Genomic DNA, 17,566 nt, shown 5'->3' on the forward strand with positions numbered 1-17,566 from the left:
GGCATGATTAATTTAAGGCTTATGGTTTATTTTAAACGTGTCTATAAAACTAAAGAAAGCCTTCTAATTAAGAATAAAGTACTTAGAGTTAAAGATTAATATTTGATACAGCGTTAGATACTAGCTACTTCTCATAACCAATATATTCAATAGAGTTATCAGTTACTTCAAATTTAAATATCACTAGCTTAAATCTAAAGAGAAATATACCTTGGGTAATACTATCTTCTTTAACTCTTCTAATAATTTCTTCCTCTAAAGACTCATCTGTATATCTACATAAATCAAACATATTTGTAAAATCTGAATATAATTTTTCAAAGTTTAGAGTTTTCATCGCAACCTTATTGAAACAGTATTTATTACTTTATACTGTCTAATAATACCCTACAGAAAAGATTATCTGTATTAAATTATTTCGTAAACAATAGCAATACGCAATCTATAGCTATTATAAACATTAATACTCCAGTTATACGTTCTAACCATTGCCAAACAACAATCTTTTGAATAAACCTCCTTAAGAAAGCTCCAGACATTGTCAAAAAAGAAAACCAAACTAAGCTTGCAAGTCCTGCACCTAGCATAAATTCAATTTTTAAAATATTTGTACTATAGTTAGATGCTACTCCTCCCAAAAGCACAACAATATCTAATATAGCTTGAGGATTAAGTAAACTAAAAGACATACTTAAAACAAGAACTTTCTTGAAACTAATTCGACTAAAATTATCGTCCAATATCTTCTTATTCAAAAATGATGATTTTATTGATAATCCACCATAATAAACCAAAAATATAATTGCAAAAATAAGTAAAACAGGTCGTACAATTGGAAGATACTTAACCATAGTAGTAGTTAGCAAAACACTAAGCAATATCAACACAACATCACAACAAAAACAGATAGTTGCGGTGCTAATAGCATAATTTTTTTTGATTGCCTGCTTTAATACAAAAATATTTTGTGCACCTATTCCTAAAATTAGTGACAAACCTAAACTAAATCCTGATATAAATGCCATCATTAAATCCATTTACTATATTTATGAGATAAAACTTTAGCACAGACATATGTATTAGTATAATTAATAAATATTATTAATCATTAGATAAACTAATAATTATGATTGACTATAAATCCATCCAAGCACTAAAAGAGGTTATTGAGCTTCAAAGTTTTGAGCTTGCTGCAAATAAGCTATGTATTACTCAGTCAGCTGTATCTCAAAGAATAAAATCTCTCGAGATTAAATTTGGAGCTCCTGTATTGATAAGAGTGTTACCATATAAAGTTACAAAATTAGGACAAGATTTATTAAGCCACCTATCAAAAGTTGAATGGTTAGAGTCTAGCTTTTTAAAAGAAAAGCAAAGTACTAAAACTAATAATTTACATATCTCTATAGCAATAAATCAAGATAGCTTAGATACATGGTTTTTGGATGTTTTAAAGGCTGTAAAAATTCCTAGTATGGTAAAGTTTAATCTCAAAACATTCGATCAAGAAATGACACATAAACTGTTACAAAAAGGTGAAGTATTATCATGTATTAGCACTATGGAAAAAACATTTCACGGTTGTTGTTTTGAGAAACTTGGTGAAGTCGATTATCTACTAGTTTGCTCTCCTGATTTTTATAATCAATACTTCAAAAAAGTTAAAAACAATTATAACTCCTGGATTGAAGCCCTAAAACAAGCATCTTCATTACTTTTTAACCAATATGATCAGCTAAATTTTCGATTTATGGATAAGTTTTATAACTTTCAAGCCAATATAGATAACTGTCATATTATCCCTTCAGTAAAAGGTTTTAAACAAATGTGTCTCCAGAGTAAAGGATATGCACTCTTACCCAAACCAGACATCCTAAATGAAATTTCAAATAATGAGCTTATTATATTAGATTATAAGAATATCTGGAAAATGCCCTTATTCTGGCACTATTGGGATTTACCAGATGATATATACCATAAAGTTATTACAGATATGATCTCAGCAGGTAAACAAAGGTTATTAGAAATAAGTAATTATCCTATCTAATATATAAATATATCTTCTTAGAATCTAAGTATTTAGTCATTCTTTTATAGCATTTTTTTATGACAGAATGAAAATCTAATTAAATTTATCGAATATAGAGATACGAGAAAGGAAAAAATCATGAAAAAACTTATAGTAATATTTTTAGATTTTATTTGCTAAACCTTACTTATGCAACAACAAACAGCTCAGCTCCTGAGATAAATGTAAAAGTAAGTAAACTAACGTACGAACTAGAGCTATACTATCAAAAAATGTACTCTAAAAAGCATGGCATGGAGCAAATATTTTCTACTATGATAATGGTGTCTTATACATTAGAAGGTGGTAACTTTAAACAAAATATTTTTACAATTTATCATATATCTATGCCTTCTAATGACTGGGATAGTAAAGCAGCTTATCTAAAATTATTATTTGACTCAAAAGATCATACTTTTATTCAAACAACAAAACTACAAACTGGCGAAAAAGTAAACTTTGAATTCGGTACATATAAAATTACAAAAAATAATTATAAAGATCCTAAAAACATCAAATGGCAATCAAAATAATTTCTAATCTAAGATAAGTTTAGACTAATCTTGGACTATTTCTTCTAAGTTTAAAAATACTTTTTTGCTTGTAAAGTATTTTATATCCTATAAACAAAGAGATAAAGGACAATACACATAAGATACTCACCATAAATCCAATAGATGGATTCATACTAGATGCAATAATGCTTACCAAGAAAATACCACTCATCTGCATAGATCCATAAAAAGCACTAGCTACGCCTTTCATATTATCAAATAAACTTAAAAGGTTTGCCACAGATATTGGTGTAACAATACCTGCTGCTAAGAAAAAGATAGCAAGAATAATAATCAAATCTATTAAACTTATCAGGTTTAAGAAATCCAATATAACTAAAACGATTGATGAGCAAAACATCATAGATAAACCTAATAAAATAATACTTTCTTTTTCCATATACATAAGCAACAACATCGATGTCAAAAAACGTGAAAGAATTATCATCATTAATAACATTGTGGAAACTATCCCAAAGACTGCTGATGTTAAATGATAGTCATTAATCAATACAAAAGACCCAATCACATCAAAACAAATTCCTCCTGAGAAACCTGTAATAATAAAAGTTAAATAAACCCAAAACATTCTGGTTTTTGCGATAGTTATGTAGTTTTTAGCTAAATGCTTAACATTCAAAGCATTAGGGTTTTTATCTTTATTTGTTTCGGGTAAAAGAAAAATTACCGAGATAATTAAAGTAATCGCAAAAATAAGCATAAAAACAAAGCTACTATGCCAACCAAAATGGAACTGTAAAAAACCTCCTATAAGAGGAGAAATAGCTGGAGCAACTGCAAAAAAGATACTCATCCAAGCTACTGCTTTTAAGAAACGCTCTTTTGTAAACGAGTCTTGTACAAGTGTTCTAGCTAATGTAATCAAAGCTCCAGCTCCGACCCCTTGTATAGCTCTACCTAAGATTAAAAATATAATTGATTGTGACAAAATACAAAATATTGAACCACATGCAAATATTAGTCCTCCTGATAATATAAATGGTTTTCTACCATATTTATCAGATGCTGGACCATAAATAAGCTGTGATAACGACATTGTAATAAAAAAACTTGATACCGTCATTCGAGCTAATGATGAGTTTGTGTCAAAATAATTTGTTATTGCAGGTAAAGATGGTGTAAACATTACAGCACCAAAAAAATATCCACATCCTAAAGCTATTGTAAATATAGTTAGCATCACAAAGCCTATAGGCTTTTTTCTAATTAGTTTCATAAGGAAAACCTTTTTAAATAAACTTATTGAACACTTGATCAATAATAATACAAAATTTTGATCGATCGTTCAATAGAAAAAGATATAAACTTTCTGATATACTTTTTATAGCTAAAAGTAAAAACTTAAATTTATGGAATCCAAAGCTAAAACAAACAGTACTCTAAAAAAGATTATTAAGTCAGCTAAACATCTATTTCTTGAAAATGGTTTCAATGGTACATCTATTAGAGATATAGCTAAAAAAGCAAATGTCCAAAGTTCTCTAATTTATCACTACTTTTCAAATAAGGTTGAACTATGGAAAACAGTTAAAGAGTCTTTAATAAATCCAGAAAGCTTTTCTTCTATAAATAACTGTATCAAACAAGATACTTTTGAAGGCTTTGTAGAAAAATTAGTCGAAGCAAGGTTTAACATTCATGCTAGTAATCCAGATATGCTAAAAATTTTAGATTGGCAACGCTTAGAAAAAAACTCTTCTTTGGCTGGTATTAAAAATCAACAAAACTTTGCATCATTTGATCAGTTAGAAGAAAAAATTAAATATTTCCAAGAAACTGGGCAGTTATCAAAAGACTTCTCAGCCAAATATGTCATTTTATTTATTTCAGCGGCAACAATAGCTCCATTTACACTTTCATATGAACTTGATAAAGATATCTTAGAAAAAAATGACTTTATTAAAACAACTACAACTTTACTACTAAAAGCTTTTAAAGAATAATATTACTTAGGAAATATAAAAACTTACTAAGGCTTGTAATGAAAAAGCAAACTCTCTTTGTATCATTTATTATACTATCCATTACTTTTGGTTATTCAAACAACCATTTTGGTAATAACTTAAAAGCATGTGGTATGACTTTCGAGCCTATAAATCTAGAAAATACTACAAACTGGAAAAATAAAGGCATCACAAATGACTCACAGGGTAAACTAAAACCTACTCAAGATAGTATAAAATTTAGAACTACTAAGAAGGAATATACCATTACTCCTATAACTAGCAATATGGCTAAATTTTTACCTTTTATCGGTAAATGGATGATGGTAAATACCAAGGGATATCATAAAGAAGATTTACCTAAAGATATTGCTGCTGCTTGGGTATATTGGCGTGGCGAAAAAAACTTTATTGTTAATGGAGTATCTCAGCCTCATAACTATACTGTTGAACCTATAAATACTGTTTTTGTATTAAATGGATTTACAAATGCTCAACAAGCTAATAATTATCTAATTAATATGGTTGCTAAACTTGGCTATTCGAATACAGATTCCATAAACCATAGTGGCGGTTATGGAGTGTATTTTAACAATAAACTATATTCTCAACTATCTGGAACACCTACAAATACCAATCAAAAGAATGTTCCTTTCACATTTGAAAAGGATTTTAATGAATATGCAGATCATTTTAGACTTATGGGTCCATATGTAGAGGAAAAAGATAATACAAAAACATTTATCTATGCAATATCAATATCTCGAGAGTCTCTATGGTTTAAAGGAGATAACATAAATTGTGGCAACTTATATATGTCTTTTAATGAAGCTAAAAATGAACTGATCAAAAGTGTAATAAATAAATTACCAAAAGTTAAAATATATTCTGCTTCCTTGGATAACTATATAAAAGCGGGTAATACAAAAAACACATCAGATACTGGTGATCATGTTCAAAGTAAAAGTTTTGTCAGTGTTTTGACTGTTAATAAATAAAAATATTAGAAAACTATACTTTTATCACTCTTAGCCTTACTCTATATTCAGAAGCATTATATATAGAGTCAAAAATATCCTCCGATGTCATATCTGCTCGAATCTTTACTATAAAACATAAGTCCCTCGATCTTTTATTAAATTTATGCAAAATACTAACTTTACTATTAACTTCTAATAACCTTATTTCATATCCTAATTTAAGCTCTAAATCCTGCCAAAGATCTTTGACTGATTTTTTTATATTATCATTATAAATTTTATTAATAACATGACTAAGGTTAACTTCTTGTATTAAAGAATCTCCATATTCTGCTTTATAATGAGTTTTTATTATTGATAGCAATCTCTTTACTTTATGGTCCTCTTGAATCACACAATATCTACGCATAAGTAACTCCTCTTTTTATAAATAAATTTTTTTAAACTTAGAAAACAAATTTAATCAAAAATTCTCTTATATAGCTTAAATTCACTTTCACTTTCTTATTTAGTGCCTTATTTTTTCACCTTACATTTAAAATATATCATATTTTTTACCAAAGTGAAGGTTAATTGCACTTTTTTATTATTGCATTATTGATTGATTCAATTGATAGTCATATAATTATATAAAACCCAAAATCCGTTATTGTTTATGTTTAAATATTCAAAAGATCTAAAACCAACTCTTAAAAAGATAGGTATGAAGCAAAAAGAATTAGCTGAAATCCTTGGTAAAAGTGAAAGAACTATTAAACATTGGGTAGCTGGAGTTAATTCACCAGCTTATGATACTCACTTAGAAGTAATGAAAATATTGGGTATAGACGAGTCAGATACAGATAATATGTCTATTAGAGTACCTGTATTATCATATGTTCAAGCTGGCGAATTTACGGAATCATCTTATGAAGTAGACCCTATAAGATACCTCAACTTACCAGTAAATATGATACCTAAAAATGGCTTTTTATTAGAAGTCAAAGGTAATAGTATGCATTATGACTATAATGATAAACAAAAGCTTGATAAAAAATATGCTAAATATTCCCTAGATGAAGGAGAAACTATTATTGTTGATCCTAACGATATAAATATTATGAATTTAGTTGGAAAAGTTGTCGTAGCTAAAAACTCAGATGGAGCTACAGTTAAGCTAGTTTATATAGAAGATGGAAAACTATGCTTGATGCCTCTTAATTCAGATTTTCAAAATAATGATGAAATAAAACAACCATCTGAAGCTGAGATTATTGGTAGAGTTGTTAATGTATTTAGAAACTTCTAGCTATTAAATATTCCTAGCTAAAACTATAAGTGTTAAGCCTAATATATATGTTATAAACATCAATACTATCAGCTTATTTGTACCTTTAGGAGCTTTAGCAAACTCTTTCCAAATAAACACTCCCCAGAACGCTGCTATCATAGTAGCTCCTTGCCCTAAGCCATAAGAAATCGAAGGTCCAGCAATACCTGAAGCTATAAAATTCAAACAAGATCCTACACCCCAAATTACACCACCTAAAATACCTATGATATGCAACCAAGGAGTTCCTTGTGAGAAATAATCTTTAAACTTAAGTTTCTTACCTGAAATAGGAAATTTAATCATCCAGCCATTGATAACAAAGTTTGATATAAAAATTCCTAATGCAAATATAAAGCTAGCAGTATAAGGCGTCATCAAGCCAGCTTGAGGAGTTACGAAATTACTAGATATTGACTTAATAACCAAAGGATAGAAAAAGCCCATTAAAATACCGGATATTATCGAAACTATAAATCCTTTTAGCATATTTTTGTTTTTATTATCAGAAATACGCTTATATATAACAGCATCTATTATTATTGCAGCAAGCACACTTAAGACACCTAAAAATAACACCACAGGTTGGCCTAAAGGAGTTGCTATATAGTTTGTAATAACACCAATAACCAAAGCTAAACCGATAGCTAATGGAAATGCAACAGACATTCCAGCTATATCAATTGCTGCAACAAGAAGAATATTAGCTAAATTAAAAACTACTCCTCCCATAAATGCATAGAAAAAGCTCGCAGGTGATGCTTGAGATATATCACTAAAGAAAGATCTACCTTCTGAACCAAAACTTCCCATTGTTATAGCTAATATAAAAGAGATTATCAAGATTCCTAATGCATAATCCCAATAATACTGTTGAAACGGCCATTCTTTTGTCGAAAGTTTTTGTGTATTTGCCCATGATCCCCAGCATAGCATCGTCACTATACAAAAAAATACTGCAACACCATATGAGTGTAATATAACCATTTTAAATCTCCACTTATTATATTTTTTGTTCTAAATATGTATTTAATTTTTCTAAAGTTGGTGCTGAGTTTTCTGCTCCTGCTACAGTTACAGCTAGTGCTGAAGCTATATTTGCTATTTCTATAGATTTTTCTATAGAGAAGTCTTTATCTAAACAAAAAGCGAGCACTCCATTAAAAGTGTCTCCTGCTGCAGTTGTATCAACCACATCTACTTTTTTAGTAGCAAAAAGTTTTTGTTCTTGTGCATTATCCTTTGATAGTAAAGCACCTTTTTCACCTAAGGTTATAATTACAGTTTTTACACCTTTCTTATGTAGCTCTTTTGCTGCTTGTTTAGCAGTTTCAATATCTCTAACCTCTACACCCGAAAGAATAGAAGCTTCTGTTTCATTAGGAGTTAATATATCAACCTTTTGTAATAAATCTTCTGGTAACTCTCTAGCAGGAGCTGGATTTAATATAAAAGTTTGCTTATCAATTAAGTTACTTGCTAAATACTGAATTGTTTCTAATGGTGTTTCTAACTGTGTTAATACAACTTTTGAAGACTGTATTTTGTGGATATATTTATCTATTACCTTGTCACCTAATTTAGCATTAGCACCCATTACAACATTGATAATATTTTGACCCATCTTATCTACAGAAATAAATGCCAATCCAGTATTACTATTATGATCTTGATTAATTGTTGATGTATCAAAACCAACTTTTTTATAGAACTCTAAAAGCCTATCACCAAAACTATCTTTACCAAGATTAGTTATAAAGCTTATATTTTTTCCTAGTCTTCTTGCCGCTACAGCTTGATTTGCCCCCTTACCACCACAAAACTCTTCATAATCTTGACTTATAATTGTTTGACCTGGTTGGGCAAGCTTATCAACTTTTACAACAAGATCTCTATTAGCACTTCCTATTATCGATATTGACATATTTTTTAAGTTGTTCTTATTAATTAATTTATTATAAACTTTTAATTAAAAATTATTCTATAGATAGATAATAAAATTTAATTTTTTTTCTTATTAAGATGCTAAACTAAAAATACATATAATTTTTTATATGACATAATCGTAAGGAGCATTTATTAGAAAATAGTTACAGGAGCTATATGGCAACACTGTAATGACTCAACATCAAAAAATGGATTTAACTTCTATGTTAGTGTTTCAGATGGTAAACAAACGATAGGAGCATTATCTCCAAGCTCTTCAACTTATCATGATATACCCGGACGTGCTAGTCCAGCTTAAGTGTTACCCTATAATTATATCCAGTAACATAAGTTTTTAACCAGGTTTTATGTACAAAAATAGTTTTTTATCGTAGCATATAAATTTAATACTACCATTCATTGCTATCTCGATTAATCTTTAAATAAATCCATCCCAATGTTATAAAGAAAATCTGGCTGTGTATTTACATAACTTGGATTTGCTTCTTTTTTCAAAGTAATTTCATTCATATGTTTATTTTTAGTCAAAGTAACCAAATCAAAATAGCTTGTGAGAATAACTGTTTTTTCTGGATTCTTTTCTAATATACAATCTCTAAGCTTCATATCTATACCAAATTTTCTCGCATGACAAGCTATTAATGTACAATCAATCTGAGAAAATCCTTCTGTTATATGTGATATTATTTCTCCTAAAATACGATATTCAAATAGTACTATTGTATTTGAAAAATATGTATCATTATGCCCATGAATAGCAACCACAATTTTAATTGATTTACCTGTTATTCTTTCTTGAATAAAATCTTTTATCTGATTTATCACTCCAACATCAATCGGATTTGGTTTAGCATTTTTGTAATTAAAAAAAGGGAATTGACAGTTAATACCAATATATCTCTGTCCCCCATAGGTCAACAATGTATTGATTATCTCCCCATTAAATCCTCCTAAAACTTTTTCTTCTGATTTTTTAATCTTTCTAATATCTCCTTCAACTATGTTAATAAGCTGCTCTTCACTCTTATTATATAGATTAACAAATGGGCTATTTACATCCACAGCAAACTCAAAATAAACTCCCCCAAAATTCATTTTATACATCTCCTTTTTTGTCTTAACTTAACTGTACTTAGTGACTAGTATTGCTTATCCACTGTAGGTCAATACCTAGTATATTTTTTCAAAGAGTGTTTATTATGGCCAGGAACATCTAAATCATACAATCCGATAGAGACCTTTGTCATGTCAATACTCTCTTGAGTTAAACTAGCAGTAATTAGATGCTTATAACTTTAATGTTTCAAATAAAGTATTTGGCCTGTTTTTCTAAAGCTGCTTTCCTTATATTATTTAATCCTAAACAGCAGTCATCTTCCACTAAAACTTCAGTATAAATTATATTAGAGATACTGCTTAACTCTCTAATATTTCTTATAAGATTTTCATAATAATTAGACATATTATTCCTACTTAGCTGTAATAATCATCTCACCAGGCATATTAATACTAATCTGCCCACCCCAAATACACATGCAGGTTGCGCTTTTTAATAGTGCTGGCTGACTATTAACCTTTGTAGTTGTTGCTGGAGGTGTCCAAGGTGACATAGTAACTGGTACACATGGACAAGGTGTTGGAAGTGCAGGCTTTGCCATACCTGCAGGATTTGATGGACTATTACACATTCCAAAAGGTTTTATGTTAGCCATGGGGATGTGATCATTTATAGTTCCAGCTAGCTGATTCTGACCTTTTACCAATTGTCCTTTTGGTAAAGTTGTTAATGGAGCTGGAGCTGTTCCAAATGAACACTTTATTAATGCATTGTTAACAACAAAATTACTCATATTCTTCCCCTTCTAATGAATGTTTTTTATTTAATAGCTCAGGCATTATTGATTTTCTACAAACTGTATTTTCAATTACACATTCGTAATACCCCAGTTCTTTTAACTTATCTTTAAAAATATCAATATCTCTTTGGCTAATATTATTTTCAGCAAAACTTGATAGTTTTCTACTAACTTGCTTAGAGCTCTCTATAAGATTTGCATAGTTAATGTACTTAGACTCTTTCATATCTATAACTCGATAGAGCCTCTTTTTAGTTAAAAAACTAATTTTCGCATCAGATATTTGTTCTCTTATTATTTTGAGCTTTTCTAAGAGCTTTTTAGGCTGATCACGCTGATTTAGATTTTTGATATTCTCTCCCTTATTTACAAAAGATTCCCTTGACTTAGTAGCTAACAGCTGTGACTCATTAACAGCCTGTTTTAATTTTTGAATATCAACATTATCCTTACAGCCACTTAGAACAGTCTGTAGCTGCATTATGAAGCCATTTTGATAAACACTTTTAGTTAGTATTAACTCTTTTAAACTAGGGTAAGTAGGTAGTTGTTTACGATCTTGATCGACTTTCCTAATTAAACTACTAATATCCATAAGTAACCCCTTATAAGTTATTAATTAGCTTTGTTAACTCTACAACAGACTTCTTCTTGTCAGGCACATTTTCTAAACTATTAAGGCAACGACTAACTTCTTCTAACTTTGTTGCAGAATTAAATAAAGGATTTTGCTTTTTGCAAGATTCACTTAGTTGATCAGAGTATTCTGAGTTTATTTGCCATCGTCTAGTTCTAGATTTTTTGACTATTGATTCAAAATCACTAGCCAACGTAATATCTTCTAAAGAAAACTTATCTTTGCTTTGTAATTTTTTTAACTTATCTAGCATATTTGTATCATCATTGATTCTTTGACTAAGTTTATGAAGCATATTTCTTTCAGAACATTCTGTATATAAGCTTATAATTTCCATAGATGTTTTATCACACAGATCAGCTATTTCTTGAGTCAAAAACTTTTCTCTAATTTGTACAAAAAGGTCATCAATAATAGCTACATTTCTTTCAAGATCACAAATTACAAAACCCTCTCCGTATATTGACTGAACTTCTATCCACTTATCATATAACACTTGGTAAGTTTTAGTATGATCTGACTCAATATAACGTGAATATAGAATTTTATAAGCTAGCTTTTTATTAAGAAAATGCTGCTCATCATTAACTTCAAAATCTATAAGATGCTCATCTACGTTAATATTCTCAAAGTCTCTAAATACTATTTTTTTAAACTGATCTAGCTCGGATAAGATGTCAATGACCTTATTATATAACTCTTGTTGATTATCATTATTAAGACTCTCTTGTAATATATTTTTTTTAGATTGCTGCTGTAATATCTGAATATATTTTTTTGGCTCGACTTGATCCTTATTAAAAGATACATCCTCGAAAAACCTATCAGAAGCTAACTTATAAAAATTCCACAATGCTACCATATTAAGCTTGAACCTGAAAAATAAATCAAATATTTTTAGATCTTGAGTAAGTATTTTAATATCTTGATATGCAAGAGTTTTTTTTGCTTTAATATCTACAAAAAACTCTTTTTCTAGTCTAGAAACTATGGGCTCCCATAAAATACTCCTATCTGTAGAGATTAATGCATTTACTTTAAGCTCTGCTAAACTGTAAAGAATATCACTAAAATTAAAAGTTTTTTTTATCTCAATAAGGTTTATGCATAATTCTTTATATCTACAATACTCGATACTAAAGTCTAGAGACTTTAAAAGTATCACATATCGATCCTTTGTACTTAAACTTTCTAGATACTGCTTTAGTTCTAACAGTTTGTCTAATGGTAATAATAGAAAATTAGTCGACCTTACTGTCTTTAATTCCTCTTTAATTCCAAAGCTATTGGCATACAGAATATGGTTGGCATCTCTTAAGAGTTGCTGTAACGATTCTTTAGGTTCTGATATCTGACTCCTCAACCCATAATCTATTTTATTTATAAATGGCTCTAACAGTCTTGCTATCATTTTAGGAGAGTTTTTGAGAGTATTATCAAGGTTATTTAATAGCTCTAGTTGGCTTGCTTTAGTTATTTCATGTAGCTGAATCTTCTTATTATAACTTTTGATTAATGCTAAGATAGCCATACAAGATTGGTAATATTCTATAGATCTTGTTTTATTTAAATGTTGTTCTTTAATAATGTTTGATTCTATAATCAACTGATCATAGTCAATTAACTCTTGTAACTTATCCAAGTGATTTAGCACCTGGTCATGACTAGCCTGTTGTTTAATTGCTAAACCAACTCTATCTAAAATATGTATCTTTTGAGACTCTCTTTGACTCAGCACCTCACCACTTCTGTTAATAAACTGTATTACCTGGTTTAGTTTGGTATATTTATGCTCTTTAAAACAGCTATATAACTCTGTGAAATCTTTATCTAAAAACGATAACGTAAATTCTTTATTGAAAGATAAGACATACTCAGCCTTGAGTAGCTCGACACACAAAGGAATATGTTCTAAAGCTATAAGGTATTCGATACTACATTTTTCTAGTGCTAAAGATAAATTTTCTTTACCTCTTTGTACAAGTTCTATGTTGTCTGTGATAGTCTGCTGTAACTTTTCAAAAAAACTTTTTTTTTGAAAAATCTGTGGAAATAACTTTTGTCTCATATTTGATTATCTCACAAGCCATATACTCAAGTAGGTTAATATTGGGAAAGATACACCTATCATAAATAATGCTTTAAGAAGCCTTGACTTATTAGTTCTTTTAAACTCAACATTTTTGTCATTATAAACTGAATAGTCTAAACCTTTAATATCGTGCTTTGGTAGAATAGTATTCAGCTTATTTTTATATTTATCTATCTCAGATTCTACACCTAAATAACACCCTTTAAACCCCAGTGCTAAGATAAGGTATAACACTTGAGAAACTACTTTCGGAAAAACAGGGTTATCTAAAACATTGTCTACTATCTCAAAAAAATAGTCTCCTCCATCATTCCTTTGGTAGACTTCTTCTTGAAGAAGGTGCCATTCTGTCAGGTTATTTTGCATATTTAGACTTACCTTATTTATCATCTCATCACAATAACTATATATTGCAAAAGCTATGAAAAAGCTAACCCTCTCTCCATAATCTTGATAAATCATATCGCGAATATCATTAGTTTTGTGAATGATCTTATTACGAAATGCAATTAAATCTTGCACCTGAATATCTACATTATACTCTTCTACAAAAGTATTTATTGTAACAAAAACATCTATAATACTTTGATGCATAAAACTCTCCTATCTGACTTTTACTTGAAAATTAATTTGTATCCCTACTTGTCTAGAAAGATGTGCTTTTAAAAACGTATCTACTAAACTTGTATAGAATATAAACTCGGACTTACATAAATCACTAGTTACATAAATTGCATAATTAAACTGTCCAATAACTTCTATATCTACAATATTCTGATCAATAAATTCAAGAGCATACATATCGTGATTACTTACTAAAGAAACTAAGATCTTAAATATCTCAGTATCAAGACCTATCGCATTTATAATATTTAAAACTTTAAGGATGTTATCCGCTCGCTCCAAAAGCTGATTACGTTTATAACCATAGCTATAAATGATATTAAACTTTAAATTACCAATTGCTCTACTCAAAGGTAAAAATGTATAGCTCTTTTTTTGTGTTTCAGCAGAAGCTGCCTGAGTCCACTGAGCATTGATTACTACCTCATTTGACTCATTTGAGAGATCCTCTATATCAGGATCTAAAAAAGTGACTCTCATATGACCAGAAGACTCAAACATTAAGTTATAACTTTTTGCATTACTTAAGTTTAAGTAACTATGATATGCCTTTGTACTATTATACTGAACCTCATACAGCTTAGTCGGAATATACTCTTCTGGTTCTTCAAGATGTTGTATTGCATAGCTCTCTTGTGAATAATCACAATTAATCTTCATCGCATAGTCATCAAAAAGATTTAATACAGGCAATAAATTAGTTCTAATGCTTTTTTTTGGTAATAGCCTAACTACATCATCTAACTTAGAGGCCTCTATTTCCAAGACTATCTTATCAAAAAGAAAGTCCTCCGGTAAACTCTCAAATCTAACATAAAAATTACTAAACATAGATTGTGTGAGTGAACGCAATATCGTCTCTTGTGTTACGCCTATATTAAACTTAATATCAAAATCTAAAGATATTTCTACTATTAAAGGCTCTTCTAACTGCTTACTATATAAAAACATCTTTGCTGAGGTATAACTCTTCATTGCATTGATTAAATGATATATCTGATAGTTTTTTAGCTCTAAAGGATCACACCCTAGTAAAAAATAATTTCTATCAAAGCTAAAAGGGGTAGTCGCATCAAGCTCAATATTGATATGGTTCTTCATTACATAGCAATTTGATACATGAAATGGCGATAGTGTAAAAGGTATAGCTGCTTGAAATCTAAAATCTTGCTTGTCAAAACTAAGAGAAAACTCTTCTCCTAACTCCAAGTCAATAAACTTGTCATTAAGTGGTTTAGATACCTCAACTATAGCATGATTCGGAACATGCTGAAAAAAGTAAGGATAATAACTATAAAAAAGGTTAAACCTCCTCTGTAGCAAGAAGTTCTGTGTACTATAGGTTGAACGCTGTACTGTATAATCAACAGCATCAATAATTGCTCTTAGCTCTTGTGATCCCAATATATCATGCTTGTTATATTTATTAGTTTCAAGATATTGATATAACTGCTCTTTTGACTGAAGATCTTTTAATTTAACATCCATATTCATATCTCTCATAAATTTTTATTTTATTGCTCATGAGCTTGTCATTTTTAGATAGTTTAAAAGGAATAAATATCAAATTAACAGGATGTACAATAAGCCAAACGCTAACGGCTATAAACTCCCTATTAGCATCAAAAAATTTACCCAAAACTAGTTGATCTATACACTTAGCTATCTCATTACACTCATGTTGCTCAAGAAGTGTCTCTGATTGAATTGTTATATCAAAATGCAATTTAGGGAGTAAAACCATATCTCCAAGATGCATATTGGTAAAATTTTTATCTTTATTTAAATAGCTACTTTTGTTTATTAAAGTAGTTCGCCATTCTGAGCAGACATTTAGTTTATAATACTCTAAAGCTCTCTCAAATAAGCTGTTTAAAGATGCTGGAGAGTAAAAATAGTTATCATTTGCTGTGAAAAGAACATCTCCTTTTAGGTAAAAGTTCTTTAGATCAACAGACTGTTCAGATAAAAGCATATTTATCTGATTTTTAAGCAGCTTACTTGCTACAGCATTTAAAACATTAAATGATGTCAAATCACTATGAGATGAGAAAAAATCTAGCATTTTATCAGGTAGTGCTGAGTTAGCAGAAAGAATACCCATATTAAGAATCAACTTAACGTCGTTATTATCAAACTCAACATCTTCAACCAAATGTCCTGATTGAGTAAAACTAAGCCGACTCTCAAAAATAATGTTATCTCTACTAAAGCCAGCTCTATATAGTAGATTCAACAACACTATTAAATCTAGCTTCTTCAGTTTAGTAGTATCTATCTTTTTTAACTCTAAAATATTCATAACTTATAGCAACTATATATAGTAATATACAAACTTTAGCTCACTTACTTCTTTTGTATTTAGCAAGCATATAACTTGCTCACTTAGTATGTAATCCCACTCTCTAGATGGCAAAATCTCATAAACATCGCAATACTTATCTACACTTGAGATCGGTAAAGGATTAAAATCAAGCTTAGATAATTTCAAGCCAACCATCGCATACTTATATACATGCTCAACTCTGCTTGGAGATGTTAATTTAATCATAGCTAATGAATAGTTATAATCTTCTACCGGTTTACGCACAACAAGATAATGTTTCTTACGGTTTAGCGCCTCAGATTCAATAACTCCAGTAGACAAAAGATTATCTATCAGATTAAAGGCCTTGTACTCTATAGACTTAGTGTGTAGAACTTTCTCAAAGGTTGCTGTTATCAAACGCTGAAAACTATCTAGAGGTTTATCATGCTTGTAGACTAGTGTTGTATCCACTTCTACAAAATCTTGATATTGTAACAAGTACAAATAAATATTTTGAATCGCATGAAATATAAATAATGGTGAATACTTTGTATATGCTAGTTGCAAAATGTAGTACTGCAACTGATTGCAACTATATAGTATATTATTAAGTAATGCTAGTTTAGCTGCAGATATCGCTGAGTTTATTACTTTCTCATTTTGAACATATGAGCGTATAGTCTGCAAGAGATTATTTAGCTTATTAGATACAAGTCTAAAACTATAAACCTTTGTCGATAAAATCATAGGTAGATACTCTCCTAATACCCACTGGCCATCTCCTAACTTATTTAATACAGCAATCTTAAAAGTAGATAGCTCATCAACCTCTTCAGGATTTATAGTAAAAGATATATTATAAAGCTTTGTTTGAACTCTATTTTGACCACTCTTAATATCTTCAATCAAAGGGTCATCAGAAACCTTGATTGCAATAACAGCTGTGTCAGAATCTATAGTATTAAGATTAAGCTCTAATGTTTTAGGATAACTAGACTCGCGATAATATATACACTCTGACTTAGGGGTTATATACGTCAGTGACTCTATCCTAAAAATATTTTTCTCAAAAAGATGCTCATCTATAGTTAACTCTGCCAATCCATAGAAATCAGTAGCAGAATTAATCTCACACAGAGCAACATTACGCTGATTTGAGAACTTCTGTGATAATGTAAAATGCTCAGGTAATACTGCCTGACCTAAGTGCCAATTTATTTGTTGCAT

General features: G+C 29.6%; 19 protein-coding genes. 5 read left to right on the forward strand and 14 right to left on the reverse strand.

The features are described 5' to 3' along the window. Window positions 1–124: 124 nt before the first annotated feature. Window positions 125–337, reverse strand: coding sequence for a hypothetical protein (locus tag F3D62_RS05850; protein WP_150467309.1), 213 nt, complete (start codon window positions 335–337; stop codon window positions 125–127). Between the two features lie 76 nt (window positions 338–413). Beyond that, window positions 414–1,025 (reverse strand): LysE/ArgO family amino acid transporter, encoded by a 612-nt coding sequence (locus F3D62_RS05855; protein ID WP_150467310.1) that lies wholly within the window; start codon window positions 1,023–1,025, stop codon window positions 414–416. Between the two features lie 101 nt (window positions 1,026–1,126). Here F3D62_RS05855 and F3D62_RS05860 point away from each other — a divergent pair, with 101 nt between their 5' ends. Further along, a complete protein-coding gene (locus tag F3D62_RS05860) occupies window positions 1,127–2,047 on the forward strand; it encodes an ArgP/LysG family DNA-binding transcriptional regulator (protein ID WP_150467311.1) in 921 nt (306 codons plus the stop codon). Between the two features lie 155 nt (window positions 2,048–2,202). After that, window positions 2,203–2,601, forward strand: a complete 399-nt coding sequence (locus tag F3D62_RS05865; RefSeq protein ID WP_150467312.1) for a hypothetical protein — start codon at window positions 2,203–2,205, stop codon at window positions 2,599–2,601. Between the two features lie 19 nt (window positions 2,602–2,620). Here the strand turns inward: F3D62_RS05865 and F3D62_RS05870 are convergent, their stop codons facing one another. Next, on the reverse strand, window positions 2,621–3,859 hold the full coding sequence (locus F3D62_RS05870) for a Bcr/CflA family efflux MFS transporter (RefSeq protein ID WP_150467313.1): 1,239 nt from the start codon (window positions 3,857–3,859) through the stop codon (window positions 2,621–2,623). Between the two features lie 133 nt (window positions 3,860–3,992). Here F3D62_RS05870 and F3D62_RS05875 point away from each other — a divergent pair, with 133 nt between their 5' ends. After that, on the forward strand, window positions 3,993–4,586 hold the full coding sequence (locus tag F3D62_RS05875; RefSeq protein WP_150467314.1) for a TetR/AcrR family transcriptional regulator: 594 nt from the start codon (window positions 3,993–3,995) through the stop codon (window positions 4,584–4,586). Between the two features lie 38 nt (window positions 4,587–4,624). Continuing rightward, window positions 4,625–5,584, forward strand: a complete 960-nt coding sequence (locus F3D62_RS05880; protein WP_150467315.1) for a hypothetical protein — start codon at window positions 4,625–4,627, stop codon at window positions 5,582–5,584. A gap of 13 nt (window positions 5,585–5,597) precedes the next feature. Here the strand turns inward: F3D62_RS05880 and F3D62_RS05885 are convergent, their stop codons facing one another. After that, window positions 5,598–5,975 (reverse strand): normocyte binding protein 2b, encoded by a 378-nt coding sequence (locus tag F3D62_RS05885; protein ID WP_150467316.1) that lies wholly within the window; start codon window positions 5,973–5,975, stop codon window positions 5,598–5,600. Between the two features lie 246 nt (window positions 5,976–6,221). Here F3D62_RS05885 and F3D62_RS05890 point away from each other — a divergent pair, with 246 nt between their 5' ends. After that, window positions 6,222–6,854, forward strand: coding sequence for a LexA family protein (locus F3D62_RS05890; RefSeq protein WP_150467317.1), 633 nt, complete (start codon window positions 6,222–6,224; stop codon window positions 6,852–6,854). 3 nt (window positions 6,855–6,857) lie between these two features. Here the strand turns inward: F3D62_RS05890 and F3D62_RS05895 are convergent, their stop codons facing one another. From F3D62_RS05895 to tssK, 10 genes are all read right to left on the reverse strand, one after another. Then, window positions 6,858–7,862, reverse strand: coding sequence for a multidrug DMT transporter permease (locus F3D62_RS05895; protein ID WP_150467318.1), 1,005 nt, complete (start codon window positions 7,860–7,862; stop codon window positions 6,858–6,860). 16 nt (window positions 7,863–7,878) lie between these two features. Next, the gene (gene rbsK / locus F3D62_RS05900) at window positions 7,879–8,799 is read right to left on the reverse strand and encodes a ribokinase (RefSeq protein ID WP_150467319.1); all 921 of its coding nucleotides are present in this window, start codon (window positions 8,797–8,799) and stop codon (window positions 7,879–7,881) included. Between the two features lie 434 nt (window positions 8,800–9,233). After that, window positions 9,234–9,917, reverse strand: a complete 684-nt coding sequence (locus tag F3D62_RS05905; protein ID WP_150467320.1) for a hypothetical protein — start codon at window positions 9,915–9,917, stop codon at window positions 9,234–9,236. A gap of 374 nt (window positions 9,918–10,291) precedes the next feature. Next, window positions 10,292–10,672, reverse strand: coding sequence for a DUF4280 domain-containing protein (locus tag F3D62_RS05910; RefSeq protein ID WP_150467321.1), 381 nt, complete (start codon window positions 10,670–10,672; stop codon window positions 10,292–10,294). Further along, window positions 10,665–11,273, reverse strand: coding sequence for a hypothetical protein (locus tag F3D62_RS05915; protein WP_150467322.1), 609 nt, complete (start codon window positions 11,271–11,273; stop codon window positions 10,665–10,667). The genes F3D62_RS05910 and F3D62_RS05915 overlap by 8 nt, the downstream gene beginning before the upstream one ends. 10 nt (window positions 11,274–11,283) lie before the next feature. Beyond that, complete coding sequence (locus tag F3D62_RS05920; protein WP_150467323.1) at window positions 11,284–13,383, reverse strand: hypothetical protein; 2,100 nt, start codon at window positions 13,381–13,383, stop codon at window positions 11,284–11,286. 6 nt (window positions 13,384–13,389) lie between these two features. Then, window positions 13,390–14,001 (reverse strand): DotU family type IV/VI secretion system protein, encoded by a 612-nt coding sequence (locus tag F3D62_RS05925; protein ID WP_150467324.1) that lies wholly within the window; start codon window positions 13,999–14,001, stop codon window positions 13,390–13,392. Window positions 14,002–14,010: 9 nt separating this feature from the next. Next, window positions 14,011–15,534: a type VI secretion system baseplate subunit TssF/IglH gene (gene iglH / locus F3D62_RS05930; RefSeq protein ID WP_224732649.1), complete on the reverse strand. Its 1,524-nt coding sequence runs from the start codon at window positions 15,532–15,534 to the stop codon at window positions 14,011–14,013. Further along, window positions 15,509–16,333: a hypothetical protein gene (locus tag F3D62_RS05935; protein WP_150467326.1), complete on the reverse strand. Its 825-nt coding sequence runs from the start codon at window positions 16,331–16,333 to the stop codon at window positions 15,509–15,511. Before F3D62_RS05935 ends, iglH begins: the two co-directional genes overlap by 26 nt. Window positions 16,334–16,345: 12 nt before the next feature. Further along, on the reverse strand, window positions 16,346–17,566 hold the full coding sequence (tssK, locus tag F3D62_RS05940; RefSeq protein ID WP_150467327.1) for a type VI secretion system baseplate subunit TssK: 1,221 nt from the start codon (window positions 17,564–17,566) through the stop codon (window positions 16,346–16,348).

Origin of the sequence: Francisella sp. SYW-9, assembly GCF_008711465.1 — a bacterium.
In the GTDB taxonomy this organism is placed as follows: domain Bacteria; phylum Pseudomonadota; class Gammaproteobacteria; order Francisellales; family Francisellaceae; genus Francisella.